This window comes from Providencia stuartii (assembly GCF_029277985.1).
GTDB classification, from domain to species: Bacteria; Pseudomonadota; Gammaproteobacteria; order Enterobacterales; family Enterobacteriaceae; genus Providencia; species Providencia zhejiangensis.
This window is the reverse complement of the sequence record NZ_CP119546.1, coordinates 2113506-2139335: the sequence shown is the minus strand read 5'-3', so window position 1 is coordinate 2139335 and position 25830 is coordinate 2113506. Positions and strand designations below refer to the sequence as shown.

Annotated in this window: 26 protein-coding genes and 1 riboswitch; of the genes, 15 read left to right on the top strand and 11 right to left on the bottom strand. The window is 38.9% G+C overall.

Annotation, left to right across the window (positions count from 1 at the left end):
- Positions 1–19: 19 nt before the first annotated feature.
- Both proQ and P2E05_RS09320 read right to left on the bottom strand, forming a co-directional pair.
- On the bottom strand, positions 20–712 hold the full coding sequence (gene proQ / locus P2E05_RS09325) for an RNA chaperone ProQ (protein WP_154623815.1): 693 nt from the start codon (positions 710–712) through the stop codon (positions 20–22).
- Positions 713–823: 111 nt separating this feature from the next.
- Positions 824–1306, bottom strand: a complete 483-nt coding sequence (locus P2E05_RS09320; RefSeq protein WP_154623814.1) for a GAF domain-containing protein — start codon at positions 1304–1306, stop codon at positions 824–826.
- 134 nt (positions 1307–1440) lie between these two features.
- Between P2E05_RS09320 and yebS the strand changes: the two genes are divergently transcribed.
- From yebS to P2E05_RS09305, 3 genes are all read left to right on the top strand, one after another.
- Complete coding sequence (gene yebS / locus P2E05_RS09315; RefSeq protein ID WP_272657940.1) at positions 1441–2667, top strand: membrane integrity lipid transport subunit YebS; 1227 nt, start codon at positions 1441–1443, stop codon at positions 2665–2667.
- Positions 2642–4975 (top strand): PqiB family protein, encoded by a 2334-nt coding sequence (locus tag P2E05_RS09310; protein WP_272657941.1) that lies wholly within the window; start codon positions 2642–2644, stop codon positions 4973–4975. The genes yebS and P2E05_RS09310 overlap by 26 nt, the downstream gene beginning before the upstream one ends.
- 146 nt (positions 4976–5121) lie before the next feature.
- Positions 5122–5355 (top strand): DUF1480 family protein, encoded by a 234-nt coding sequence (locus tag P2E05_RS09305; RefSeq protein WP_154623811.1) that lies wholly within the window; start codon positions 5122–5124, stop codon positions 5353–5355.
- A gap of 393 nt (positions 5356–5748) precedes the next feature.
- Here the strand turns inward: P2E05_RS09305 and P2E05_RS09300 are convergent, their stop codons facing one another.
- From P2E05_RS09300 to ftnA, 4 genes are all read right to left on the bottom strand, one after another.
- On the bottom strand, positions 5749–6096 hold the full coding sequence (locus P2E05_RS09300; protein WP_163861503.1) for a YebY family protein: 348 nt from the start codon (positions 6094–6096) through the stop codon (positions 5749–5751).
- A 41-nt stretch (positions 6097–6137) separates the two neighbouring features.
- The gene (copD, locus tag P2E05_RS09295) at positions 6138–7034 is read right to left on the bottom strand and encodes a copper homeostasis membrane protein CopD (RefSeq protein ID WP_154622386.1); all 897 of its coding nucleotides are present in this window, start codon (positions 7032–7034) and stop codon (positions 6138–6140) included.
- A gap of 2 nt (positions 7035–7036) precedes the next feature.
- The gene (gene copC, locus P2E05_RS09290) at positions 7037–7423 is read right to left on the bottom strand and encodes a copper homeostasis periplasmic binding protein CopC (protein WP_154622385.1); all 387 of its coding nucleotides are present in this window, start codon (positions 7421–7423) and stop codon (positions 7037–7039) included.
- Between the two features lie 186 nt (positions 7424–7609).
- Positions 7610–8113 (bottom strand): non-heme ferritin, encoded by a 504-nt coding sequence (gene ftnA, locus P2E05_RS09285; protein WP_154622384.1) that lies wholly within the window; start codon positions 8111–8113, stop codon positions 7610–7612.
- 378 nt (positions 8114–8491) lie between these two features.
- Here ftnA and P2E05_RS09280 point away from each other — a divergent pair, with 378 nt between their 5' ends.
- The gene (locus tag P2E05_RS09280) at positions 8492–8722 is read left to right on the top strand and encodes a DNA polymerase III subunit theta (RefSeq protein ID WP_154622918.1); all 231 of its coding nucleotides are present in this window, start codon (positions 8492–8494) and stop codon (positions 8720–8722) included.
- A 75-nt stretch (positions 8723–8797) separates the two neighbouring features.
- Here P2E05_RS09280 and yebF read toward each other — a convergent pair whose 3' ends face one another.
- Positions 8798–9163, bottom strand: coding sequence for a protein YebF (yebF, locus tag P2E05_RS09275; protein WP_154622919.1), 366 nt, complete (start codon positions 9161–9163; stop codon positions 8798–8800).
- Positions 9164–9352: 189 nt separating this feature from the next.
- Positions 9353–9526, bottom strand: coding sequence for a YoaH family protein (locus tag P2E05_RS09270; RefSeq protein WP_154622920.1), 174 nt, complete (start codon positions 9524–9526; stop codon positions 9353–9355).
- Positions 9527–9679: 153 nt separating this feature from the next.
- On the opposite strand from P2E05_RS09270, the gene pabB reads away from it, so the two are divergent.
- The 8 genes from pabB (at position 9680) to mntP (ending at position 17983) form a co-directional block, all read left to right on the top strand.
- Complete coding sequence (gene pabB, locus P2E05_RS09265) at positions 9680–11047, top strand: aminodeoxychorismate synthase component 1 (RefSeq protein WP_154622921.1); 1368 nt, start codon at positions 9680–9682, stop codon at positions 11045–11047.
- On the top strand, positions 11040–11600 hold the full coding sequence (locus P2E05_RS09260) for a CoA pyrophosphatase (protein WP_154622922.1): 561 nt from the start codon (positions 11040–11042) through the stop codon (positions 11598–11600). The genes pabB and P2E05_RS09260 overlap by 8 nt, the downstream gene beginning before the upstream one ends.
- A gap of 173 nt (positions 11601–11773) precedes the next feature.
- On the top strand, positions 11774–13138 hold the full coding sequence (locus P2E05_RS09255; RefSeq protein WP_163861497.1) for an L-serine ammonia-lyase: 1365 nt from the start codon (positions 11774–11776) through the stop codon (positions 13136–13138).
- 652 nt (positions 13139–13790) lie between these two features.
- Positions 13791–14756: a PTS mannose transporter subunit IIAB gene (gene manX, locus P2E05_RS09250; RefSeq protein WP_247048028.1), complete on the top strand. Its 966-nt coding sequence runs from the start codon at positions 13791–13793 to the stop codon at positions 14754–14756.
- Positions 14757–14843: 87 nt separating this feature from the next.
- The gene (locus tag P2E05_RS09245) at positions 14844–15650 is read left to right on the top strand and encodes a PTS mannose/fructose/sorbose transporter subunit IIC (RefSeq protein ID WP_154622923.1); all 807 of its coding nucleotides are present in this window, start codon (positions 14844–14846) and stop codon (positions 15648–15650) included.
- A 12-nt stretch (positions 15651–15662) separates the two neighbouring features.
- On the top strand, positions 15663–16514 hold the full coding sequence (locus tag P2E05_RS09240) for a PTS mannose transporter subunit IID (RefSeq protein ID WP_154622924.1): 852 nt from the start codon (positions 15663–15665) through the stop codon (positions 16512–16514).
- A 90-nt stretch (positions 16515–16604) separates the two neighbouring features.
- Positions 16605–17063, top strand: a complete 459-nt coding sequence (locus P2E05_RS09235) for a DUF986 family protein (RefSeq protein ID WP_154635697.1) — start codon at positions 16605–16607, stop codon at positions 17061–17063.
- 151 nt (positions 17064–17214) lie between these two features.
- A riboswitch (yybP-ykoY riboswitch) is annotated at positions 17215–17392 on the top strand.
- Positions 17393–17398: 6 nt separating this feature from the next.
- On the top strand, positions 17399–17983 hold the full coding sequence (gene mntP / locus P2E05_RS09230; protein ID WP_154623324.1) for a manganese efflux pump MntP: 585 nt from the start codon (positions 17399–17401) through the stop codon (positions 17981–17983).
- 47 nt (positions 17984–18030) lie between these two features.
- On the opposite strand, the gene rlmA is transcribed toward mntP, so the two are convergent.
- The 3 genes from rlmA to P2E05_RS09215 all read right to left on the bottom strand — a co-directional run bounded on the left by rlmA (position 18031) and on the right by P2E05_RS09215 (position 21124).
- Positions 18031–18852 carry a 23S rRNA (guanine(745)-N(1))-methyltransferase gene (gene rlmA, locus P2E05_RS09225; protein ID WP_250000498.1) on the bottom strand — a complete coding sequence of 274 codons (822 nt, stop codon included), beginning with the start codon at positions 18850–18852 and terminating at the stop codon, positions 18031–18033.
- Between the two features lie 109 nt (positions 18853–18961).
- Positions 18962–19162: a hypothetical protein gene (locus P2E05_RS09220; protein ID WP_154623323.1), complete on the bottom strand. Its 201-nt coding sequence runs from the start codon at positions 19160–19162 to the stop codon at positions 18962–18964.
- 639 nt (positions 19163–19801) lie between these two features.
- The gene (locus tag P2E05_RS09215; protein WP_272657943.1) at positions 19802–21124 is read right to left on the bottom strand and encodes a serine hydrolase domain-containing protein; all 1323 of its coding nucleotides are present in this window, start codon (positions 21122–21124) and stop codon (positions 19802–19804) included.
- A gap of 1466 nt (positions 21125–22590) precedes the next feature.
- Here P2E05_RS09215 and P2E05_RS09210 point away from each other — a divergent pair.
- From P2E05_RS09210 to P2E05_RS09200, 3 genes are all read left to right on the top strand, one after another.
- Entirely contained in the window at positions 22591–23562 is a 972-nt protein-coding gene (locus P2E05_RS09210; RefSeq protein ID WP_272677657.1) for an SDR family NAD(P)-dependent oxidoreductase, read from the top strand.
- Between the two features lie 274 nt (positions 23563–23836).
- Positions 23837–24163, top strand: coding sequence for a helix-turn-helix transcriptional regulator (locus P2E05_RS09205; RefSeq protein ID WP_154624335.1), 327 nt, complete (start codon positions 23837–23839; stop codon positions 24161–24163).
- A complete protein-coding gene (locus P2E05_RS09200; RefSeq protein ID WP_272658062.1) occupies positions 24157–25473 on the top strand; it encodes a type II toxin-antitoxin system HipA family toxin in 1317 nt (438 codons plus the stop codon). Before P2E05_RS09205 ends, P2E05_RS09200 begins: the two co-directional genes overlap by 7 nt.
- The last annotated feature ends 357 nt before the right edge of the window (positions 25474–25830 follow it).

Below are 25830 nucleotides of genomic sequence, written 5' to 3'. Positions count from 1 at the left end.
GCCCTGATTGACCTCCGTATCAGAACTTTAAATGTTCCGCGCGCACAATCATTGCCATTCCTGTTGGCAACTGAACTCTGACACCGTCTTTTGCAATTTCCAGCACAGACGCTTCCATCAGACTAGTACCAACTTTCACTTTCAAAGTCTGACCGACTTGAAGTGCGTTAATATCAGTCACTGATTTCAGTTTTTGTTCTGGAGATGCTGCACCGCTACGGCGCTGAGGTTTAGTCGAGGAGTTTTGTGGGCGTTCTTTATTTTCTGACTGACGATGGCGCGGTGCATTTTCTTTTGCAGTTACCGGCTTACGGGTGTTTTTATCACCTGATTTTTTGGCAGCGGGTCGTTTTTGCGCTTTTTGCTCTGCACGTTGCGCTTGAACTCGAGCTTTTGCCTCAGTCAATTGTTGACGTGCATGAGTAATATGCTCCGCCTCTAATTCACCACAATCATTACCATCTAAGTCAACGCGTTTAGCGCCTTCTTTAACACCGTAGAGATAACGCCAGCTAGAGGTATACATACGCAATGCTGAACGCAATTGCGTTTTACTAATACCATCTTCTTCAGTTAAACGACCTACGATATCCTGAAAAATTCCGACTTTTAACGGACGTGCTTCGCCTTCAGCGATAAAACAGCGTGGAAAACGCTCAGCTAAAAATGCGATAACTTCTTTACTACTATTCAACTTAGGTTGATTTTCCATGAAATTTCCTGATAACAACGATTTTGCCAACCAGCACGGGCATGAACAAGCCGACATTATAATAGCGTTGCAGACAATTGCCACGTTCCTATTAAGTTAACACACGAATATTTAGTGATAATTAGGCATTGAACACATTGCCAGATGTTGGCACAACTGACTTACAAGGTGTTTTAAACCATTTTCATCATCTTGGTCAAATTGGTTGAAATTCGGACTATCAATATCCAACACGCCTAAAACTTGACCATTAACTTCCAAAGGAAGCACAATTTCAGCGTTACTTGCTGCATCACAGGCAATATGACCTGGAAAAGAATGCACATCATCGACACGCTGTATTTTATTTTGGCTATATGCCGTACCACAAACACCTTTGCCAAACGGTATTCTGACACAAGCTATTTTTCCTTGAAAAGGACCTAGAACTAATTCTTGCCCATTTTTGAGGTAAAAACCAACCCAATTAATCCCCTCTAATCGCTCATACAACAGTGCACATGTATTCGCTAAACTAGCAATTAGATCATATTCTCCTGCTAAAAGAGCAGACAAATTATCTGAAAGTTCGTGATAATACTTGTTTTTATCCATAAAATTTTCTTGTAATAATAAAATGATGCAATAAATTTAACATTTCGTGCAACCTGTAGGTTAGCAAGTTGTCACTAAATCGTAAATTTTTTTACACTAGATTACACGCGCAGCTAAAACCAACGAGCAATATAATGAACCACATTAATCATAGTGATATAATTTCGCAACATTGCTGCTATTGCAATCTTAAATTATCTATTCCACCGCATAATGCGCGCCAAGTTGTCGTATGCCCACGGTGCCATAGTCAGTTAGATGATGGGCGCTCTTGGTCATTAAAGCGCTTGTTTATTCTTTCGATTACATTATTGATGTTAGCCCCTATTGCATTTTGGCAACCCCTTATTTCGATTCATTTGCTCAGTACGCAAATTTACGCCAATGTCATTGAAGGGATTAGCCTGATTAACCATCAAGGGGATCCCCTATCAGCGAGTATTATTGCTTTTTGTGCGATTGTGGCCCCCTTGTTTTTGCCAATAGCGCTTATCTATCTCTATATCGGAAAATACTTTTCCTTAAATTTACGCCCCGTTTTGCTGGTCTTGAGCCGTTTAAAAGAGTGGGTAATGCTAGATGTCTATCTCATTGGCGTCGGTATCGCGGCGATTAAACTGCAAGATTACGCAAGTGTATTTATCGGTAATGGGCTAATTGCTTTTATCACAATGACCCTTATTAGCCTATTGATATTAATTCATCTCAATATCGAACAACTTTGGCGGACATTTTATCCTAAACGTGAGCAAGCTAATGATCCTCATGCCTTAACTTGCCAAGCCTGTCATTTTACGGCACCTGCAAACCAACGCGGAGTGTGCCAACGCTGCCATCGCCCGTTACATCATCGAGAACCTTATAGTTTGCAAAAAACATGGGCCGCACTGATTGCTGCGATGATCCTACTGTTTCCTGCTAACTTAATGCCGATTTCCGTTGTCTACATTAATGGGCAACGAATGGAGGACACCATATACTCTGGCGTTGTTTCACTCATTGATTCAGGAAATTGGCCCATTGCAGCCATTGTTTTCATCGCGAGCATATTGGTGCCATTTATTAAAATACTGATCATGATTCTACTGCTATTTTCAATCCAACATAGAAGTGGTACTGACCCTGTGCTGAGAATGAAGTTACTGAAATTCGTATCATGGATTGGTCGTTGGTCAATGTTGGATTTATTTGTTATTGCACTCATGATGACACTCATCAATCGCGATCAATTGATGTCTTTTACTATGGGCCCTGCCGCATTGTTTTTCGGTGTTACTGTTATTTTAACTATACTCGCTGTCGAGTGGCTTGATAGTCGTTTAATTTGGGACTCTTATGCAAAATCACAATCAACAAAATGAACCTGCTGAGCAAGAAGCCATTTTACGCAAACGAGCGCGTATCTCACCATTTTGGCTTTTACCGCTTGTGGCGGTCTTCATCGCAGGTTGGTTGCTCTTCCAACACTGGTTAGAGCAAGGTACAGAGGTGACCATTGAATTTTCTTCAGCGCCGGGGGTGGTTGCTGGGAGAACCCCCATTCGCTATCAGGGGGTTGAGGTTGGATTAGTTCAATCCGTCACGGTTAGCCAAGACATGAAAAAAATCATTGTTAAATCAAGTATAAATAAAGATATGAAACCTGCACTTACCGCAGGTACCAAATTTTGGCTGGTCACACCCAAAGCTTCTTTAGCTGGCGTTTCTGGGTTAGATGCCTTGGTTGGGGGGAACTATATTGGAATGCAGCCCGGTACAGGTGAAGAGCAACACAATTTTATCGCTCAAGACTCTCCCCCTCAGTTGCAAACGGAAGAAGGGCAATTGCTGATCTATTTAACGGCAAAAGATTTAGGCTCTTTGCATGAAAACTCCCCCATTTACTATCGAAAAGTACCTGTGGGCTATATCTCTGATTATTCTATTTTACCTGATGATAAAGGTGTTTCCATTGCGGCGGTCATTGAAAAACGTTATACCAAATTGGTAAAAGAAAATAGCCAATTTTGGAATGTCTCCGGTTTCCAAGGCGGCTTTGACCTGAACTCGGGCGTCAATGTCAAAATGGAAAGTCTTTCTGCTATCATCAATGGTGCTATCGCGTTTGACTCCCCCTCTCACAGTGCGCCTGCACAAGAAGGACAGCAGTTTGTTTTACATCCGAACAAAGATGAACTTAAACAGGATGAGCAGCAACACAAACAAAGTTTAGTTGTCTCTTTATGGTCGCCTGAGACATATGGCGTCAATGAAGGGCAACCTATTGTTTATCGTGGCGTTAAAGTAGGTAAGGTGTTACAGCGTAACTTACTTGACGACAAAGTGATGTTTCAAGTTGCCATCTTAGATAAATATCGCCACCTCATCCTTGCTGATACTAAATTTGTTGCGAACAGCCGCCTTGATGTTCAATTAGGATTAACTGGAATTCAGTTTCAAGGGGCCACGCCTCAAGAGTGGTTAGACGGCGGCATTCACTTATTAGTTGGTAAAGGGAAAGAGACCTTGCCTGAAACTTTCCCATTATATCGTAGCGACGATAATGCAAAAGCGGGGATAACCGGCTCATCACCCACAACCACTATCACATTAAACGCAACGACCCTTCCCGACATTCAAGCAGGCTCTGTCGTGCTTTACCGTCAATTTACGGTCGGTGAAATTGTCTCAATCCAGCCGACTAATGAAGGCTTTGCGATTAATATTCATATCTCTAGCCAGTATCGCCATTTATTAACCAAAAAGAGTGTCTTTTGGGCGGAAGGTGGCGCAAAAGTCAAATTAAACAGTAACGGATTAACCGTACAAGCGGCTCCATTGACACGGGCAATTCGAGGCGCAATTAGCTTTGATAATATTCAAAGTGCAGCTCTTGATAGCACAAGACAACACACTCTTTACCCAACAGAGACCGCAGCAAAAGCTATCGGTAGCGTAGTGACTTTAACCACTTTTGATGCATCTAAATTGTCAGAAGGAATGCCTATTCGCTACTTAGGGATTGATATTGGGCAAATAGACACATTGAAATTGTCAGCGAACAATCGCGAGGTGAATGCGCGCGCGATCCTCTACCCTGAATATGTTCAGGCCTTTACCAAAAGCGGTAGCCGCTTTGCTATTGTCACTCCCGAGCTTTCTCCTGCGGGTTTCAATAACCTTGATACCCTTCTACAACCTTATATCAGCGCTGAACCCGGTAGAGGAAATAGAAATCGTTACCAATTTGAACTACAAACTGCCAATATCACCGACTCCCGCTATTTGGATGGGTTAACTATTGTACTTGATGCAAGTGAAGTAGGCTCAATCCAAGTGGGAACGCCATTACTATTTAGAGGAATGGAAATAGGAACTGTTACTGGTTTATATTTGGGAGAGCTTTCCGATCGCGTCTATGTTGCGTCACGTATCGGAAAAGAATACCAATACCTGATCCGCGATAATACCCAATTTTGGATCTCATCTGGCTATAACATGTCATTTGGCCTTACTGGCGGCATGATTAAGAGTGGTACTTTCAAACAGTTCGTTCGTGGTGGCATTTCTTTAGCTACCCCACCGACAGTGCCTCTTGCCCCTAAAGCCAAGCCCGATCAGCATTTCATTCTAAAATTAGAACCACCAAAAGATTGGTTAGACTGGGGGACATCTATCCCTAAACAATAATCACTAGAAAGGTGCATATTTTAACAATATTGCACCTTTTCTTTAATGCCACCAAAAAAATATTTTGGAAATAGGTTTCATTTATACTATGCTTAGTTTTGTTAAGTCGATAATCTATTGTCACAGACCCTATGAGAGGTAATCTAATGAGCATAGTTAATTTGAAAATATCTTCCTATGAAATCAACGATGCTGTTATGCATGATCATAAAAGTGATATTCTCAGTATCCCTTGTGATTCGGATACCGAATTTTGTATGCAGCTAGACGGTTGGGATGAAAATACCAGTATTCCAGCGCTTATTAATGAAAAACCCGTATTGTTATATCGTCATCGCTATGACAAAGATAACCATCATTGGGTGATGAGAGTGGCTTAATTGATGAAGTCGCTATCATATCAACAGCAAGTTACAGGCAAAAAAAGAGGCCTGGTAGATTCCGATTACCGGGCCTTGGGAAATGGCTCTGGCAGAGCCGTGCGCTAAAAATTGCCATTGAGACGTAACAAAGTACAATTTAATACTAGCTTGCTAAGCGCACTCTTACCACATAAATTATCAATTTTTTTACATATTATTAACACAATTTATTTCTTAATATTCGAATATCGAGCTATTTGATTGATAGGTAAATTCTATATCAAAAATAAGTGTAACCTTTCAAGTTTAGCTGGGGTTAAATGCATAAATGGTAAAATAAAAAAAATGCCATAAATGATAAGTAATATACTTACGATTTACGGCACTTATTATTTTACTATAAATATAATATCAGGCTTTGTTGCACAGCTTCTCTGCTGCTAACTTAAGCGGTTGAATACGCTCTTCGGTGGTTTTCTGTGTATCAATGGGCTTTAATAGCACATCAATTGGTTGAGCTTTTATCTCTTTATTCTTCATCTGGCTATCCGCGACATCATTAAGTGGGTATTGCATTAGTGTCGCTGGATTGATCACAATAAGTGCCCCATTGCCTCGGCACTCTAGCATCACCTCTTCACGGGTAAATGGCCAATCATCACCAAATTGCTTTTTACTCACGGTCTCGATAGGGGCAGCTGCCACACTAAAAGTGGTACTTACCAACAACATAGAATAAAGCGCTAATTTCAGTTTCATGAAAATTACCTTGTTAGAACATCAAATTCATTATCGTATTATTATACCGGCTGATAAGTTGCAAAAATAGCGACAGCCAAAATGGCCACACTTCCTAACAACAATTCAATCCAGCTATTAACAATCAAATATTGTAATCGCCCTTTTCTTTTGATCGTCGGCACCAGTATATAACGATTAATCAAGGCGAGTAGGACCATTAACGCGACTAAACCAATTTTTAACCAAAGCCAAGATTGATATTCTGAGCCAGAATAGCTTAACGGCCAATTTGGCAATAATGTTATCGAACTCATGATCCCTGTCATTAATACCAATACCACAGCAACATGTCCTGCACGTGAGAAACGAATCAAACTAACAAATATTTGCTTATCTAAGCCTGTAGCTAATTCATTTTTATCACGTAAAAATTGAATGCAAATCAGGAATGGCCACAAACCACCAAACCAATAGGCTGAGCTGATAAGATGAATGAATTGATTCAAACGATGTAGGCCCCCTATTAAACCATCATGCATCGCTGCATGACCAATAAGAGCATGTAATCCGAGTAGAATAATCGAAAGTATTAACAGCAGGTATAAACGAAGATTTTGTGAACGAATAAAAACAACGACAAGCGTCATTAAGGAAAAGAGTAATTCCCAACGCCATACTTGACCGAATGTTGTACTAAAAACGCTCTTCCAAATATCAATATCAAGTGTATCTTCCCAGCCATCTCCCATTAACCCAGCTTGAGCAGACATCCACGCAAAAGCAGTAAGTGCCGTGATGACTGCACTAAAGATAATCGCACGATTAAGGAGCTGACGAAGAACCTGACGAAAAGCGCCAACACTGAGAACAGCCGCGAATATTGACATACCACACATCAACATCGCAGCGACAAAATGGGAAAAGCGTATGACTGTATAAAATGCCTCTAGAGACATGATTATTTCACAGTAAAGCTATATTCACCCTTTGTTTTATGTCCATCGACAGAAACAACACTCCAATTAACATCATACTTACCGGTCGCAAGGTTGCTTTCGATAGGTACGATAACCTTGGTATCATTACTTGGGTCTAATGCCGGTTTACCTGTTTTCACTACACTATTATCAGGCCCCGTCACTTTTACCTTAGTAAAGTTGATCTCAATACCTTCAGAGAAGTTTAGGGTAATTGACTCTGGAGCTTGTTCTACTGAAGCGCCCTCTGCTGGAAGTTGATCTTTTAAATGCGCATGCGCAAATGCCTGTTGAAATGACATGCCTAAAAACAGTACAGCAACCGCACTTAATTTGCGCCACGATGATTTGAGTTGATAGATTGGCATAGTAACCCCTTAATTTGCAGGTGAATTTAGATTTATTGCCAACCATTATACGGAAGAAATACGCTTTATCGCCAAAAAAATCGATTTAGCTGTTTAAGGTGTGATTATTGACACAAAATGAAAAGAAAAAGGCTCATGAATGTTGAAATTAATCACTACGATTCATAAGCCTATTGATGTTTTATATTAAACGTGTGCAGCGGCAGACATATTTTTTAGATCTTTATCCAATAAGAATAGCGCTTTGCCACTTTCACCCACCATATCCAGTTTATCCAGAATGGATTTAAATAATTTCTCTTCTTCATGCTGCTCTGCAACATACCACTGTAAGAAATTAAACGTAGAATAATCTTGCGTAGTCATCGCTAAATGCGCCAACTTATTAATTTCTGCTGTAATCTGCTGTTCGTGCTGATAAGTTTGTGTAAATACATCAGCAATAGATTTGAAATCAACCGGTGGAGCTGCAATTTGACCTAACTTCGGTAATGCACCTGTATCACTTAAGTAGTCAAATAAACGCTGCATATGTTCCATTTCTTCTTGAGAATGCGCTTTTAAAAACGCCGCAGCACCTTCAAAGCCTTTATCGCTACACCATGCACTCATTTGTAAATATAAATTAGCAGAATAAAACTCAAGATTTAACTGCTCATTCAATTTATTGATCATATCATTTGTTAACATATTCTTTCCTTAGCTGTTAAGATTAATTCCATTATTATGCATATAATAAAAATAATTAAAACCCTAAAACAATAATAAAACATAAAAATATAATCTACTGATAATTAATAACTTTACGTAAGATTAACAATAATCAATCTCATTATCTTTATTCATGTCATTTCATTATTTCTCATGAGGAACAAGAATTATTCTTATTTAAAAACACATTATATCATTATGGTTATTGATTAATTTATTACGTGTTTTATATGCAAAATTCTCTTTTTTATAAAAAGTATTAAATTATTTATATCTCTTCAAACATCATGAATCTAGTGATTTTTATCCATAAATTGCTACACTATCCTCTCTACAATGAAGTGATTGAGAGTGGATATGAGCTATAATCTTGCATTATTACCTAAAGACGAAATGGATAAAATCAACGTAGATCTTCAAGCTTCCGGAGTTGCCTTTAAAGAGCGTTATAATATCGCCGTCATTGCAGAAGCCGTTGAACAAGAACAACCTGAACATCTTCGAAACTATTTTAGGGAAAGGTTGATCCACTATCGTCAACTCTCACAACATTTTTCTCGTCTTCCATACGAGCCTAAAAATCGTTAGACGTTATCAAGCGTCATAAAAAAGGGAAGCTAAATGCCTCCCTTTCCTATCAATACTTAAATAATATATTGAGGATTATTTTGTAGAGTTATAAGTGATCGTGGATTTTTCACAATCAACTACCACGTTATAATGTAAATCCTGTTTAGATCCTCTTACCGTTAACGGCACTTGATAACCTGTCGCCGTTTTAGTCACTTCTTGATTATTCACCCAAGCAACTGCTTTTTTACCCACCAATGCCTTTTCATCTCCCCAACGAGGTAGACGATTGTTCATAAAATCATTTTTAACTTGTGCAGCGATTTGAGGCTCTGCTAATTTTTCACAGCTAATAAAGGGGGCTGCTTTGCCTTCTTCTTGATTAGCGCTGAATGCAATTGAACTGAACAACAATGCACAGCTACCTAAAGCAAAACCGATTTTTTTTCCAGCCTTCATGCTTCCTCCGATCCCTATAAAATGTTAGGTAACAAATTAGTTCAGTGACCATAGTTAATTTTTTACGACATTTATCTCATCTAACTAAAATAGTCGAAATATTTATAAACTGCCAGAAATGGTATGACTTAACTAATATGTATCAGATTTTAGCATAAATGTTAATAGTTTGTTTTACTCATATTTATTTTATTCTTCAAACCGAGCATGAATCTGCTCTTTATCTTTATGCTTCTCACGAATTTCTTGTGCGACCAGTGCGATCGCTTCCCCACTGCTCATTCCATCTGCCATTAGTTGATGAATGCGTTCAACAGCTTCCTGTTGTTCTTGATGATTGAGTGCAGGCATGCCTGAAAACATCTTTACCTCTCTTCTTACTGGTTAATCATTAAGTGATTTAGGTGAAAATAAAAAATTTTAGCCTAATTTTAACAGCTGTTAGCTGTTTAAGATAAGATATATGCTAATCTGGACAGTAATTCTTTTTGTGGATTTTTAGATTAGTATAGACAAATGGTTATCAATAAAATACAACTTCCTTATCATCCTGATGCAGCTATTGATTACTTTGCTCCACTAGCTCATCAACCTTGGTCCATGCTCCTGCATTCAGGCAATGCGGATCATCCACATAATCGATACGATATTATCGTTGCTGATCCTATTGCAACGCTCATCACCGAGGGGGATAAAACGACCAAAACCCACTTACAAACTGTCGAAGTTTCGAGTGACGACCCGTTTAAATTACTCCAACAATCCATTGAACAATTCACACCTAAACACGCTCGTGACGATTCGCTCCCTTTTACAGGAGGGGCTTTAGGTATTTGGAGCTACGATCTCGGTCGACGTATTGAAAAAATGCCACAAATAGCCCATGTTGACCTGCACTTTCCCGATATGGCCGTCGGTATATATGAATGGGCTTTGATTGTCGATAATCAAGAAAAAACGGTCACATTATTGAGTTACTCCGATGTACATGAACGTCTTAATTGGCTAAAAAAGCAAAAAGCACCACGCAAAACGCAATTTACGCTCACTAGCGCATGGCATTCAAACATGACACAAGAGCAATATCAGCAAAAAATACAACAAATACATGAATACCTGCGCAATGGTGATTGTTATCAAATCAACCTAGCACAGCGTTTTGATGCCACCTATAAAGGCAATGAATGGGATGCTTTTTTATCACTCACTCAATCAAACCGAGCGCCCTTTTCTTCCTTTATACGCCTACCTGATAATGCAGTGATAAGCATTTCACCTGAACGTTTTATTCTTTTGCAGGATGGGGAAATTCAAACTCGACCAATTAAAGGTACGCTTCCACGATTAGAAGATAAACAAGAGGATCTCATTCAAGCTGAAAAGTTAGCTAATTCGCCTAAAGATCGCGCTGAAAATCTGATGATTGTCGATTTACTTAGAAATGATATTGGTCGCGTTGCTGTGCCGGGCTCCGTGAAAGTGCCGGAATTATTCGTTGTTGAAGCTTTTCCAGCCGTTCATCACCTCGTTAGCACCATCACTGCAACTCTTGCTGCACCTTATACTGCAACAGATTTGCTTCGTGCCAGTTTTCCTGGTGGTTCAATAACTGGCGCACCTAAAATTCGTGCCATGCAAATTATAGAAGAGCTTGAACCTCATCGTCGGCATGGGTATTGTGGTGCAATTGGCTATATTAGCTTTTGTGGTAAAATGGATACTAATATAACGATTCGTACTTTGTTAACTGATAAGAAACGTATTTACTGCTGGGCCGGTGGCGGAATCGTTGCTGACAGCCAAGCAGATAAAGAATATCAGGAAACGTTTGATAAATTACGGCTTATATTACCCTTGTTAGGAGAATTGCAGCATAATGACTAAACTGAATGACTTTATTAGCCGTTTTCAGTTTACACTTCCTGTTACTCGCCAAACGCAACGTACGGCGAGTAAATCTGCTGCTGTACTTCTGCCGATCATTAATAAAAAAACACCAACCTTGCTGTTAACACAGCGCTCACCTTTCTTGCGCTCTCACGCAGGTCAAGTCGCTTTTCCGGGTGGCGCTAGCGATCCTGAAGATGGTTCTCTGATCACCACTGCTTTACGGGAAGCGTATGAAGAGGTTGCCATTCCTCCAGAAAAAGTACAAATACTCGGGCAGCTTACCCCTCAACAAAGCCTTGGTGGCTATGAGGTCACCCCCGTTGTCGGATTATTACCTCCAGGTATTGACTATCACCCTAACCCTAGTGAAGTTGCTTCTGTCTTTGAAGTGCCTCTATTTGATGCATTATCATTGAGCCAACATAAGTATGTTGATGTAAAACGGGCAGGAAGCAGTAACCGTATCTTTTTCTATTGGCATAATAACCATTTAGTATGGGGACTGACTGCCGCCATTATTCATCAGTTAGCTCTTCAACTAAAATAGCGCCTTCATCACGAAATCGCTGACATTTTGTGCTATTTTTAATCAATAGGCCTTTTGTTGCTACCTTATTTTAAAAAATAATTTAAACTTACTGGTTAACACTACTAAATAACAGTAAAGTAGCGCCCTTTAAAATAAATCACTAAATATCTACTTTTTTTAAGGAGTCCTGCGTGATAAGCGTATTCGACATGTTTAAAGTGGGCATAGGTCCTTCAAGCTCTCATACCGTCGGCCCAATGAAGGCGGGAAAAGAATTTGTCGATGATTTGGTAAATAAACAATTATTACCAAGCGTCACACGCATTGCGGTTGACGTTTATGGCTCTCTTTCGCTCACTGGAAAAGGTCACCATACCGATATTGCAATCATTATGGGCCTTGCTGGCAACTTACCTGCAACCGTTGATATTGAATCTATTCCAAGCTTTATCGATAACGTTGAAAAAACGGAAAAATTACTGCTAGCCAATGGTACTCACACCGTCGATTTTCCTCGTGAAGGTGGTATGAATTTCCGTTCAGATAACCTCCCTTTACACGAAAACGGCATGACCATCCATGCGTTTTCAGGTGAAGATGAAATTTACACCAAAACTTACTATTCCATCGGCGGTGGTTTTATCGTTGATGAAGAACACTTTGGTCAATCCACTCTCGATAGCAAACCTGTATCCTATCCATTTAAATCAGCAGAAGAACTGTTACTTCATTGCAAAAAGACAGGCTTATCCATTTCTAGCTTGATGATGAAGAATGAACTAGACCTTCATACTAAAGAAGAAATTGAGGCATATTTTGCCGATGTCTGGAAAACCATGCAGGCTTGTATAGAACGAGGACTCAATACTGAAGGCGTTCTTCCTGGGCCACTACGCGTGCCTCGTCGTGCTCCAGCACTGAATCGCCTCGTAACTTCATCAAGCAAACTGTCTAATGACCCAATGAACGTTGTGGATCTCATTAACATGTATGCTTTAGCTGTTAATGAGGAAAATGCGGCTGGCGGGCGTGTCGTAACTGCACCAACGAACGGTGCATGTGGTATCGTCCCCGCTGTACTTGCTTATTATAATCACTGTATTGAACCCGTCACTCCTGAGCTTTATACCCGTTATTTCCTTGCATCTGGCGCTATTGGTATTCTTTATAAAATGAATGCTTCCATTTCAGGTGCAGAAGTTGGCTGTCAAGGTGAAGTCGGTGTCGCATGTTCGATGGCCGCTGCTGGCCTCGCCGAGCTGTTTGGTGGTAGCCCTGAACAGGTTTGTGTCGCGGCTGAAATTGGTATGGAACATAACCTAGGTTTAACCTGTGACCCTGTTGCTGGCCAAGTGCAAGTACCTTGTATCGAACGTAATGCGATTGCTTCCGTCAAAGCTGTCAACGCAACGCGTATGGCATTGCGTCGAACAAGTGAACCACGAGTCTCTCTCGATAAAGTTATCGAGACAATGTATGAAACAGGAAAAGACATGAATGCAAAATACCGTGAAACCTCTCGCGGTGGTTTAGCCATTAAAGTCCAATGTGATTAAACACTCACACTACCATTAAACGGTTATTTGATACCGCGTATAGCACTTTATTTTGTATACGCGGTATTTATTTAGCAACGGTTACTTTGAGCATTATTTAACCTCACAGATATCTTTTTCTGCTCTATATTTCTCCTACTTTGCTCATCACATGGAGCCATTTTATTCTGTGATAAATATTTAATGAAAAGTGATTTTATATTCTTTATCTTTTAACGGCTCCCTTTCAGAACTTCCTACTGCTGAATCGTGTCATTTTTTGACACTTTTTTAATCTCACGCGTAAAAACCTTACATTTCCTATTCTTTTTTTGTTACCGATAACAGTTTAATTATCCATTTAAAAATCATTTTTAGATAATTGATTCAACGAAACAAATATATACAGATAAAACTTGCATTTTATTTGAAATAACCTGCATGTTTTTAATTTTCTGACGCAAAACAAGTTTTTACGCTTATACAAAATGTTATGCTACCTTTTCTAATGATCGTAATTAGCATGATAATTGTTTACTCGTTGTACTAAGTGGAGTGAATTTAATCAGCTAATATTATTAATACCGTTCTTTAATTAGGAGGTTTCATCACCCTGATTCAATTTTGACCTGATAAACAAATTCCGTTCTATATCTGTTAAGAGGGAAATCAAGTGAGTATAGCTATTATGATTGGTACCCACGGTGTGGCGGCAGAGCAGCTTCTCCGTACCACCGAAATGTTAATTGGCGAGCAGGAAAATGTCTCGTTTATTGACTTTGTACCAGGGGAAAACGCGGACACCCTATTTGAAAAGTACACAGCAAAACTAGCTGATTTAGAGACCTCCAATGGAGTGATTTTTCTAGTCGATACATGGGGCGGTAGCCCATTTAACGCGGCGAGTCGTATCGTAAACGAACATAAAAACTATGAAATAGTCACTGGTGTTAACGTGCCTATGTTAGTAGAAACTTTTATGTGTCGCGATGATAACCCTTCCTTTGAGGAGTTAATCTCCGTTGCTTTAGAAACTGGCCGTGGTGGGATCCGCGCACTGAAATTTAAAGAACCAGAAGCCGCTGTAACACCAGCGCCTGTTCAACAACCTGCGCCTGCACAAGTTGTCACCGCTGCGCCTGGCGAACATATGGTGATCGCACTCGCCCGTATTGATGACCGTTTAATTCATGGCCAAGTCGCAACTCGCTGGACAAAAGAAACACGTGTAAAACGTATTATCGTTGTCAGCGATGAGGTCGCAAAAGACCAAGTTCGTTCAACATTACTCAAACAAGTTGCCCCTCCGGGCGTTACAGCCCATGTTGTTGATGTTGCAAAATGTATTCGTGTTTATAACAACCCGAAATACGCGGGTGAACGTGTCATGTTGCTGTTCACTAACCCAACAGATGTAAAACGACTCGTTGAAGCAGGTGTAGATATAAAGTCAGTCAATATCGGTGGTATGGCGTTCCATGAAGGTAAAACTCAAGTGACAAATGCCGTGTCTATCAATCAAACAGATATTGACGCTTTCAATTATCTCAATGAGAAAAACATCGAATTGGAAGTCCGTAAAGTTTCTTCTGACAGTAAAGTTCAGATGATGGATTTGATTAAAAAATTAAAAAATTAGTCCTAGTTAAGCCGTTAATAATTTTAAATTTTAACCATTACTCGAAAACAGATTTACCAAACATGTTTGGTTACAGGAGATTAAACAATGGAACTTACCGTTGTTCAAATAGTACTGGTTTTCATCGTTGCTTGTATCGCTGGTATGGGCTCTATACTCGATGAATTTCAGTTCCATCGCCCACTCGTTGCCTGTACGCTTATCGGTATCGTTTTGGGAGACATGAAAACCGGCATCATCATCGGTGGTACACTCGAAATGATCGCATTAGGCTGGATGAACATCGGTGCTGCTGTTGCACCTGATGCCGCGCTTGCGTCAATTATTTCAACCATCTTGGTTATCGCTGGTGGGCAAAGTATCGGCGCCGGTATCGCTATCGCAATTCCACTGGCCGCAGCTGGGCAAGTATTAACCATTATCGTTCGTACAGTCACTGTTGCTTTCCAACACGCAGCTGACCGTGCAGCGAACAATGGTAATCTGACAGCAATTAGCTGGATCCATGTTTCGGCACTACTACTTCAAGCGATGCGTATCGCAATTCCAGCACTGATCGTTGCAGTTTCTGTGGGAACATCTGAAGTTAAACAAATGTTGGATGCGATCCCTGAGGTTGTCACCGATGGTCTAAACATTGCTGGTGGTATGATCGTGGTTGTCGGTTATGCCATGGTCATCAACATGATGCGTGCTGGCTACCTAATGCCATTCTTCTACTTGGGCTTTGTAACTGCTGCATTTACTGATTTCAACCTAGTTGCACTGGGTGTTATCGGTGCAGTTATGGCTATTCTCTATATCCAACTCAGCCCGAAATATAATAAGTCTCAAGTTGTTGTGACTCAAAATAATGCCAATGGCAACAACAACCTTGATAATGAATTAGACTAGGAGGATCGCAACATGGTAGATACAACAAGTCCAACAGCTAAAAAGCTGACACAAAGCGACATCCGAGGTGTCTTTATACGTTCTAACTTATTACAAGGTTCTTGGAACTTCGAACGTATGCAAGCCTTAGGTTTCTGTTATTCAATGGTGCCTGTCATTCGTCGCCTCTATCCAGAAAATAACGACGAACGTAAACAAGCGATTAAACGTCACCTTGAGTTCTTTAATACCCACCCTTACGTTGCAGCTCCAGTTCTAGGCGTGACCATGGCGATGGAAGAACAACGTGCAAATGGTGCTGATATTGACGACGGTGCGATTAACGGTATCAAAGTTGGTTTGATGGGGCCTTTAGCGGGTGTTGGTGACCCGATTTTCTGGGGTACCGTTCGTCCAGTGTTTGCTGCTCTGGGTGCAGGTATCGCGATGACAGGTAGCCTGTTGGGTCCAATTCTGTTCTTCGTGCTATTCAACCTCGTTCGCCTACTCACGCTCTATTATGGCGTATCCTATGGCTATAAAAAAGGGGTTGATATTGTTCAAGATATCGGTGGCGGCTTCTTACAAAAACTGACTGAGGGTGCATCGATATTAGGTCTATTTGTCATGGGGGCACTCGTGAATAAATGGACAAATGTGAATATCCCTGTCGTGGTATCGAGTATTGAAAATCCTGAAACAAAAATCATGGAAATCAAAACGATTCAAGATATTTTGAATGACTTGATGCCCGGTTTAGTGCCATTATTACTCACCTTTGCCTGTATGTGGCTACTTCGCCGCAAAGTTAATCCATTGTGGATTATCATTGGCTTCTTCGGATTAGGTATTTTGGGTGCTTGGTTGAAGTTCTTAGCACCATAATTTACTGTCATTAATTGAAATGGGAGGTTGCAGCCTCCCATTTTTACTTTTAAGCTCTCTAGAATGTTAACTTAGCCAAAGGCACTCAACATGACCTTAAATGATTTCATACTGGCCATTATTATTTTACTGATGCTACTGTATGCGATTTACGATGAATTTATTCAACATATACGTAAAGGGAAAACTCTACTAAAAATTAATCTAAAGCGGAAACATAGAGCTGATGCTATTATATTCATCGTATTAATCTGTATTGTTATTTATACTAATATTTCACGACATGGCAGTATATTAACCACATACTTGCTAATGGCTACCATTTTAATGTCAGTCTATTTGGCTTTTATTCGAACACCAAAATTATTTTTTAAACAAAATGGTTTTTATTTTGCGAATACATTTATATTGTATGACAGAATAAAAACAATGAATTTATCAGAAGACGGTATTTTGATTGTTGGTTTAGAGCATCGAAAAATTTACATCAAAGTATCACAACTTGATGATTTACAAAGAATATATGAATTCCTTATTAATCATAAATAATAGTTATATATATTCACATTAAGATTGAGGTTAATTAAAAATTAAGTTAACCTCAACTCTCCCATTCCTGCAAATGAAAATTATTCTCAATACTATTTAATAGGCACACAAAATTAAGTGTTGCCTTTAAATTAATTTATGATATCTTTCATTCCAAGTCATTGGGGAGTAGCCTATTCTGGAAATATATCCAGAATGTCCGTGTCAACATACTCGTTTGTTGTTTAAACGTGGTACGGACGCCATCTTGGTTGGCAAGACCATAGACACATGAATAAGCCTTTTGGTTGGGGGTAATTCATGTGTATATGGATGCACCAACCGAGGTTAATATTATGAGTTTTTACGCTACCCTAATTTTAGCACTTGCACTTTCAATGGATGCATTTGCTGTCGCTATCTGCAAAGGTGCAGTCCTGCATAAACCCCGCTTTAAAGAGATCCTCCGCACTGGTTTTATCTTTGGCTTTATTGAAGCCCTAACCCCCATCATTGGTTGGGCAATCGGTATTTTAGCCAGCCAATATGTTATTCGCTGGGATCATTGGATCGCATTTGCCCTGCTGTTCTTATTAGGATCGCGCATGATTTGGCAAGGTATTAAAGCGAAAAATGAAGAAGATTGCTGTACTCAGCCATCCCGTAATAGCTCAATGAGTTTAGTACTCTCCGCCATTGCCACCAGCCTTGACGCAATGGCTATCGGCCTTGGGCTCGCATTCTTACAAGTGGATATTGTTCATACCGCAATGACGATTGGCTTAATGACCATGATAATGGCCACTATAGGTATGATGATTGGTCGCTATGTCGGGCCATTACTCGGGAAAAAAGCAGAAATTATTGGCGGTCTTGTTTTAATGGCTATCGGTTTCAATATCTTGTTTGAACATCTCGAACTATTTATGTATAGCGCTTAATTTTATCTCCCCCACATACACTTTGTGGGGGAAATATTGAATATCCATTAATCGATCAATTGATAAACTCGAACCATAAAATCCGCAGTATAATTTTTTATCCCAGAACGTTTTAATTCCTGTTTGACTTCTTCAGAAGCACGCCAAGCAAATGGGGTCATTTGCAATAATGCAAATGCTTCCTCTCCCGCCAATGGCATAGCATAGTTTAAATGACTTTCATCCAATAATTTAAATTGAGGTAGCTGTTCCTCTTTCAGCGGATGTAACTTTACTTCAGAATAAATCAATTGTTTTAATTCTTGTAAATGCTCAGGTGCCGGAGTCACGGTAATAAGAATACCGCTTGGCCGTAAAACTCGAGCCAGCTCATCGGCTTTACAGGGTGCATAGATACGAACAATGGCATCAATGCTTTGCGACGCAAAAGGTAAACGATGACTAGAGGCGACACAAAAATGAACTGAAGGATAACGTTTTGCAGCATAGCGAATAGCCACTTTTGACACATCTAATCCAAACACAGATTGAGTTTTACTCTGCTTAGCTAAGCTTTGCATAAAATAATTCGTGTAATACCCTTCCCCACAACCAATATCTAATACCGTACTCTTTTTCTCAGAAATAGAGTGATTGAGCTTATCTGCAACCAATTGACGCATTGCATCATAATGACCAGCATTCAAAAACTCTCGACGTGCTTGCATCATTTCTGCACTATCGCCCGGATCTTTAGAACGTTTGTGTTGAACTGGCAACAAATTAACGTAACCTTCTTTGGCACAATCAAACTGATGATTATTTTCACATCGCCAACTGTTATTTTGCAGCGTTAATAAGTTAAAACATAAAGGACATTGATAGTTCATAACAGGTATAGTTTGATAAATAAAAAACAGTATACCATAGAGATGCAGCGCCACGGGTAGCTTATTTCCCATGGCACTGATACTGAAAAGGTTCTAACAAGAAAGAAGATTAACCCTTATCAGATGTGGTTGGCGTTTTCTTTTCTACGGTATTGTGTGATTTGGTTTTACCTGCTGCATGTACTTTATTGCTTTTTTGCTCTTTAACAGTTGGAGTGGCTTGCCCGCTTTTTACTGTATTATTTGCTGCTAATGCCGAACCAGAAATAGCAAGTGACAATAGCGTTGCTACTGCTAAAAATCTTTTCATTATAAGCACCTTCAAATTAATATATACAAGGATGTTCTTGCTCCGCTACTAAATCATGTTTTATGAATAATTCACAATAGGACAAACTTAAAGATTTATAAATTTTTTATAGGTTATCTTTGATAATTTATTTATTCAGTTGGTTGATGCACCGTTGATTTTCAATACAGAAAGATCAACAAATAGTAAATAAAACGTCAATCTACCGTTACCCATTAAATTCATATCTTTCTATTCCACCGTCATTGCATCAATAACCACCTATCATTGAATTCATTTAATTAATTTATACTTTTAAACATCAAACCCAATAAACATAAGAGTTCCCACGCCTTTTTCACTTCAAAAAAACCTTATCAAAAAAAGATAACATCATGTTTTTATTGTATTTACCCATGATAATCATTAATATCCAATTCTAAGAAGGATAGTTTAAAGATAAAATAGGCTGAAAATTTATTTAATTCACGACTGCTTATTTTTATTCCTATGAATAACTCAATAGAAAAACAAAATGGCAGAGAATATTAAGCTTTAGAGAAAATAGTAATATAAAAAGTTTCCTTTATTAAATGATAAAATATAACGGCCGCTCGCTGTAACGAACGGCCGTTATAATCTCGATATTAAATTAAATGTTTAATTTAATATTTTATTTAACTGGTTATTGATTGCATTAAACATTAGAGATGCTTCGAGTGGTTGTCCATCATCAGCAGGATGCGCTACAGGCCATGTTGACCATTGAACTATCACTAACTGCTCTTTGGGATTAACCACAATAATTTGTCCGAAAATACCTAAAGCCCATAATGTATTATTGCTATCTAAACCCATTTTGGGTTCTACATTCTGCGTGTTTTGTGGCACACTATTATTCCACCACTCAAAGCCATAAATACCTTCAGGGTAACTTGCATTAACAGAATTTTTCGCTTGTACCCATGATTTCGATTCATTTAACCAATTTTCTGGTAATGTCTGTTTACCATCTGCTAATACACCATTTTCTGCAAAAAATAGCCCAAACTTACCCCAGTCCTCTAATGTGGCATTAAAACCATGCGCGCCACTATTATGTTTACCAAGCTGATAGCTTTGCCATACCCCATCGCGAGTCATCCCAAAAGGCTGCCAAATTTTACTTTCAAGATAATCTGCAATGGATACCCCTGTTGCTTTTTCAAGTGTATCACCTAATAACCATGCTCCCCCTGAGTTGTATTGCCACACATCCCCTGCTTTTGCATAACGTTGCCGTTTCGGGTCTAGCACTAATTGTTGAACGCATGCATAAATTTCTGGGTTTGCTTCACACTCTGTCATTTTGGCAAAATCTGAATTTGCTTTTTCATAATTCTCCCCCCATTCAACCCCGGAGGTGTGTTGCAGTAATTGCCTTATAGTCACGCCTTCCCAAACCGTTCCTTTGACACTTGGATTATATTTTTCGATAGCATCATCTAATGACGTGATCCGGCCTTCCTGTAGCGCAATCCCTACTAGGGTAGAAACCACGGATTTACCAACAGAGCGCGACGTCCATAATGTTTGGGGAGTGTTACCTCGTCCATAATATTCAAAGACAACGTTCCCTTTTTTGATAACCATTAACGCAGTAACATCATTACGCTTTATGTAATTTTCAAGGTTATATGTCATCCCTTTCAATTGGTAAGTCACATCGTCTAAACGTTGGATTTTTCTTTCCAAGGGCTTAGGATTAACGGCATGAAAAACATCCCCAGGATACGCGCGATAGTCATTACGAAAACCGAGTAACCTTTCATTTTGATCCCATTTCAGCATATCTTTGACATTTGGATAAGTCCTATCAATAGGCTGAGGACATTTAGCTAATGCAGGTACACCACATTCATTATTCGTTGGATTTGCATAGCCATAGAACGATGTGATGAGTAAAACTGAAATTAAACATACGTTTTTTTTATTTTTTCTCATAAGGCGCCCTTTTTATGATAATGACCATTTGTTATTTTATTGCCATAAGTATCTTAACGTCGGTTTAGATTACTGCTATCGCCCAAAAAGATGAGAGTATTGGTGATTAATGGTTTTTAATTTTTAAATAAACTACTCTAGGTTTCGAGTAATAAGATGTATTCTTGTCGTTAAGATATTTTATTTACCCTTAAGAGTAATATTTATGAAAATTAGACTAACCAAACCAGAAGAAGCAGAACGCCTCTGGTTTATCAGAAATCAAGTAATCCGAGCAAGTTGTAAATAGAGCTTTGATCAAAACACAATCCCTGCTTGGACCCCAGATACCCTGCCTGTAAGCTACCGAACTAGGATAAACGATAACCCTTTTTTTTGTTGTAAATGAAGCTGTTCTTCCAATCGCTACTGGTTTTTTAAACCTTAAGCAGCATAGTGTCGATACTGTTTTACTTTACCGGACTAAATAGGTTTAGATCGGTTTAGGCGATGCGGGGTTAATTATAGAGGCAATAAAACAATAAGCTAAACAGCGTCATATTAAGATATTAACTTTAGAATCAAAGCCTAATGCCGAACGTTTTTATTAAAACACGAGTGTATCTCTCAGGAAACCTGTCTATATTATTCTGCACTGGCTAAAAACCACCTTCCTTGTATAAAGATGATGTTATCTCTATAACCAGTGGTCATTTGATTTTTATAACATACTTCACTGATTTAAATCAGTGTAAAAGAGTCAATATCCTTTCAACTTTGCACTACATATAAAAACGACATTTAATCAATATAGAATAGGTTTTATAGACATAGATAATGTTCCATGGATATCGCTAATGCCGTTATCCATGATTTTACTCTGTTGCTATTAAAGCTCTGATCATTCCTTATCAATAACTAACGAAAGAATCGCCTTACTTTGCTTCAGTGAAAATAAGATGAACAATCTCCAACAAATAAACTTACGATATTTTCAGTTATCCACAAAAAAAATAAAAATTATTTAACATCATTAGGTTATGTTTTATTATTGGCTTTTAACTCTACCAAACCCGTGAATGCGCATCTATTTTTCATTATTCTAAATCCATATTTAGTTATTTTAACGCATTGACAGTCTTTATTATTTTTGCCAGCATCAAAAGATAAACTAAAAATAACGTCCGTGATTATACTATCTAAATAGATTGTAAACTTGGGGTAGACCGCTTATTTATATTTATAGATAAGCATGCTTCTAAGTTAACATTAACCAATGTGGTCAAAATATAAAATAGGTTTCAACTTACTCAATTTGATAATGATTCAACGTTTGTAACATTGCTCAATACATAAAAACATTTTGTCATGGTAAAATGCAATGTAGTTAAAAAATCAATTAAAAAGCATCATGTAATATTTTATTTTCGTACTTAATTTGCAATAACTGTTTTTGATTTTTTATACTTTTATATTAGGAGTGTGACATGAAACAAAATTCTTTCGGTGCAACCTCCACAGCGGATGATGTTTTAAATAATATCGATTTAACCAATAAACGAATTCTTGTAACAGGAACATCATCGGGACTTGGTGTGGAAATTGCTCGAGCACTGACTGCTCGCGGTGCTCATGTCATAGGTACTGTTCGTCATATTGCTAGCAACGAAAAACAGGCTCACGCTATTCGTGGTGCTAACCCACAAGGTCGTTTCGAACTGATTGAATTAGATCTTTCATCATTAGACTCTGTGCGTGCATGTGCAAGCGGACTTCTAGAGAAAGCAAAATCAATTGATGTCATTATTACCAACGCAGGGGTGATGGCAACCCCCTTCGGACATACGCGTGATGGTTTTGAAACCCAATTTGGTATTAATCACTTAGGGCATTTTGTGTTAGTTAATCACCTAGTGCCTTTATTGCATTCGGGCTCTCGTCTTATTAGTGTTTCCTCTGCGGGACATCGATTATTTGATTTTGACATCGACGATCTTAATTTTACCACTACCGAATATCAGCCACAGCTTGCCTATAGCCGCTCTAAAACAGCCAATATCTTATTTGCTGTTGAATTTGACCGTCGTTATCGTCATCTTGGTATCCGCGCTTGTGCTATTCATCCAGGCAACATTGCCACCAACCTAAGCCGTAATATGTCAGTTGAAGATCAAGTCGAAATTGGCACTATGATTAATACGCTTAATCAACAAGCCGGTTTATCTGAATTAACGACAAAAACAATTCCTCAAGGGGCGGCTACCACTGTATGGGCTGCTGTTATTGCAGATATTGACCAAATTGGTGGGCAATACTGTGAAGACTGCCAAGTCGCACCAATTAATGACGGCCCTGGCTTTTACGGTCTTCGTTCTTATGCCATTGACCCTCAATTAGCGACAACATTATGGCTTAAAAGCGAACAGTTAGTTGGTGAAAAATTCCCTGTCAGAAGCTAATTTTTCTCTACTAGAATTTTATGTTGCGACATAAAATTAAGCAGAACACAAGCCCCTTAACTATAGGGGCTTTTAGCCATCTATACCTTTAATGAAATTCACGACCAAACAACAAAGTACATAAAGTTCCATTATGGTTACCTATTGCATCAAAATGACAGTAAAGAGCACATATAGTTACATTAAAGACACCTTTACTTAATATCAATAAGGTACCATAATAGTAACATTATTTGTTGTTTTTGCATTTAAAGTCACCCAATGGGATCTTTATATGAACAAGAAAATTAGTGCTATTGCACTTGCGGAACAGCTTGGCGAACGACTAAAACAAGCAAGATTGAACCAAAACTTAACACAATCCGAAGTTGCGGAATTTGCTGGCGTCGCACGTAAAACCGTCATTAATGCAGAAAAAGGCAAAGCGCAACTAGACATTTTTATTGCCATCATGCAGGCTTTAAATTTAACGGATCAACTTGATTTATTTTTACCACGACAACCTATATCGCCTTTGCAATTAGCTAAATTACAAGGTAAAAAACGCCAACGAGCCTCAGGACAACGACAAGAAAATAAAGAGGAGCACCTCGAATGGTAATGGAAGTCATTAATGTTAATTATCATGATCAAACCATCGGCGCCCTCAGTTTTGATACAGATAGCGGCATTGGTGCTTTTGAATATGCCCCTAGCTTTATTAAAAAAGGGATCGAGCTATCCCCTTTAAAAATGCCTTTGTCTTCAACAATATTTCGTTTTCCCGAATTAGATTTCAATACCTTTAGAGGGCTTCCCGGTTTAATTGCAGATTCCCTGCCCGACGATTTCGGCAATGCTGTACTTAATGCTTGGGTCGCAAATAAGGGGTTATCCCCTCAAGAAATCACCCCGCTACAAAGATTACAATACACAGGGAAACGAGGTATGGGCGCCCTTGAATATTCTCCAGCCACTCAAATGCGTAATCTTAATTCATCACAACAAGTTGAAATTGAATCACTTGTTGCAATAGCGCAAGAAATCTTGGATACCCGAGGGAATTTTTCAGTTGAACTGAATCGGGATGGTCAAGAATCACGCGAGGCCATGTTATCGCTATTGTCTGTCGGTATGAGCGCCGGCGGTGCTCGCCCAAAAGCGGTCTTAGCCTTTAATGATGACTTCACACAGGTGAGATCGGGACAAACAACAGTACCCAATGGATTTACACATTACCTTATGAAGTTTGATGGGGTCAGTGAACACAATAAAAACCAAGAAACTTTTGGTGACCCATTAGGTTATGGGGCGATGGAGTTTGTTTACCACATAATGGCAACAGAATGTGGTATTGAGATGATGCCATGTAAATTATTACATGAAGGTGCTCGACGACATTTTATGACCCAACGTTTTGATCGCGTTGGTAACAACAAAATTCATATTCAAACACTCAATGGATTAGCGCATGTCGATTATAAAAAACCGGGGTCATATTCTTATGCTGAGTTATTTGCCATTGCTCGCCAATTAAAATTATCTGCACAAGATGCCCTACAATTATTCAAACGTATGACGTTTAACATCATTGCGCGAAACCACGATGATCACTCAAAGAATTTTGCCTTTATGCTGAAAGAAAATAAATGGAGATTGGCCCCTGCTTACGACTTGGCCTATAGCTACAAACCAGGCAGTAAATGGGTAAACAGTCATTGGATGAGCCTAAATGGCAAACGTGATAATTTTATTCGAGAAGATTTTTATAGTTTAGAGAAGGTGAGCCCATTATTTAGTAAAAAGAAAATAAATGCAGTGATTGATGAAACCATTGAATGTGTTTCGTCGTGGCCGAACTTAGCCAAAGAGTGGGATGTGCCTAAGTCATTAAGCGACGAAATTAGTAAAAATTTAAGGTTGAATATTTAACGCTAGTTTAAGGCTAAATATTTAATGCTGTGATGAATTAATCATTCTCTGCCACCACAATTGAAGAATCTTGTTATCGTCTTACGTATTCAAACCAGCCTAAAAACGAACATGCAACACCATCTACACATTCTTTACCCAAACAAAAAGGCACCAGTAACTAACTGATGCCTTTGAATTTATCGACAATTAAAAACTGTTATCAACAATAGCTAGTTTATTCCCACTCTATTATCAATTAAATTAAAATCAACTTAAATAACAGTAACTTAGAAAGTCAATCTTTCTTGATACCACAATCTATACCATGCGGAGATTTTTTTATTTTTTCTGCTCATCGACGTTTATTAAGCTCAG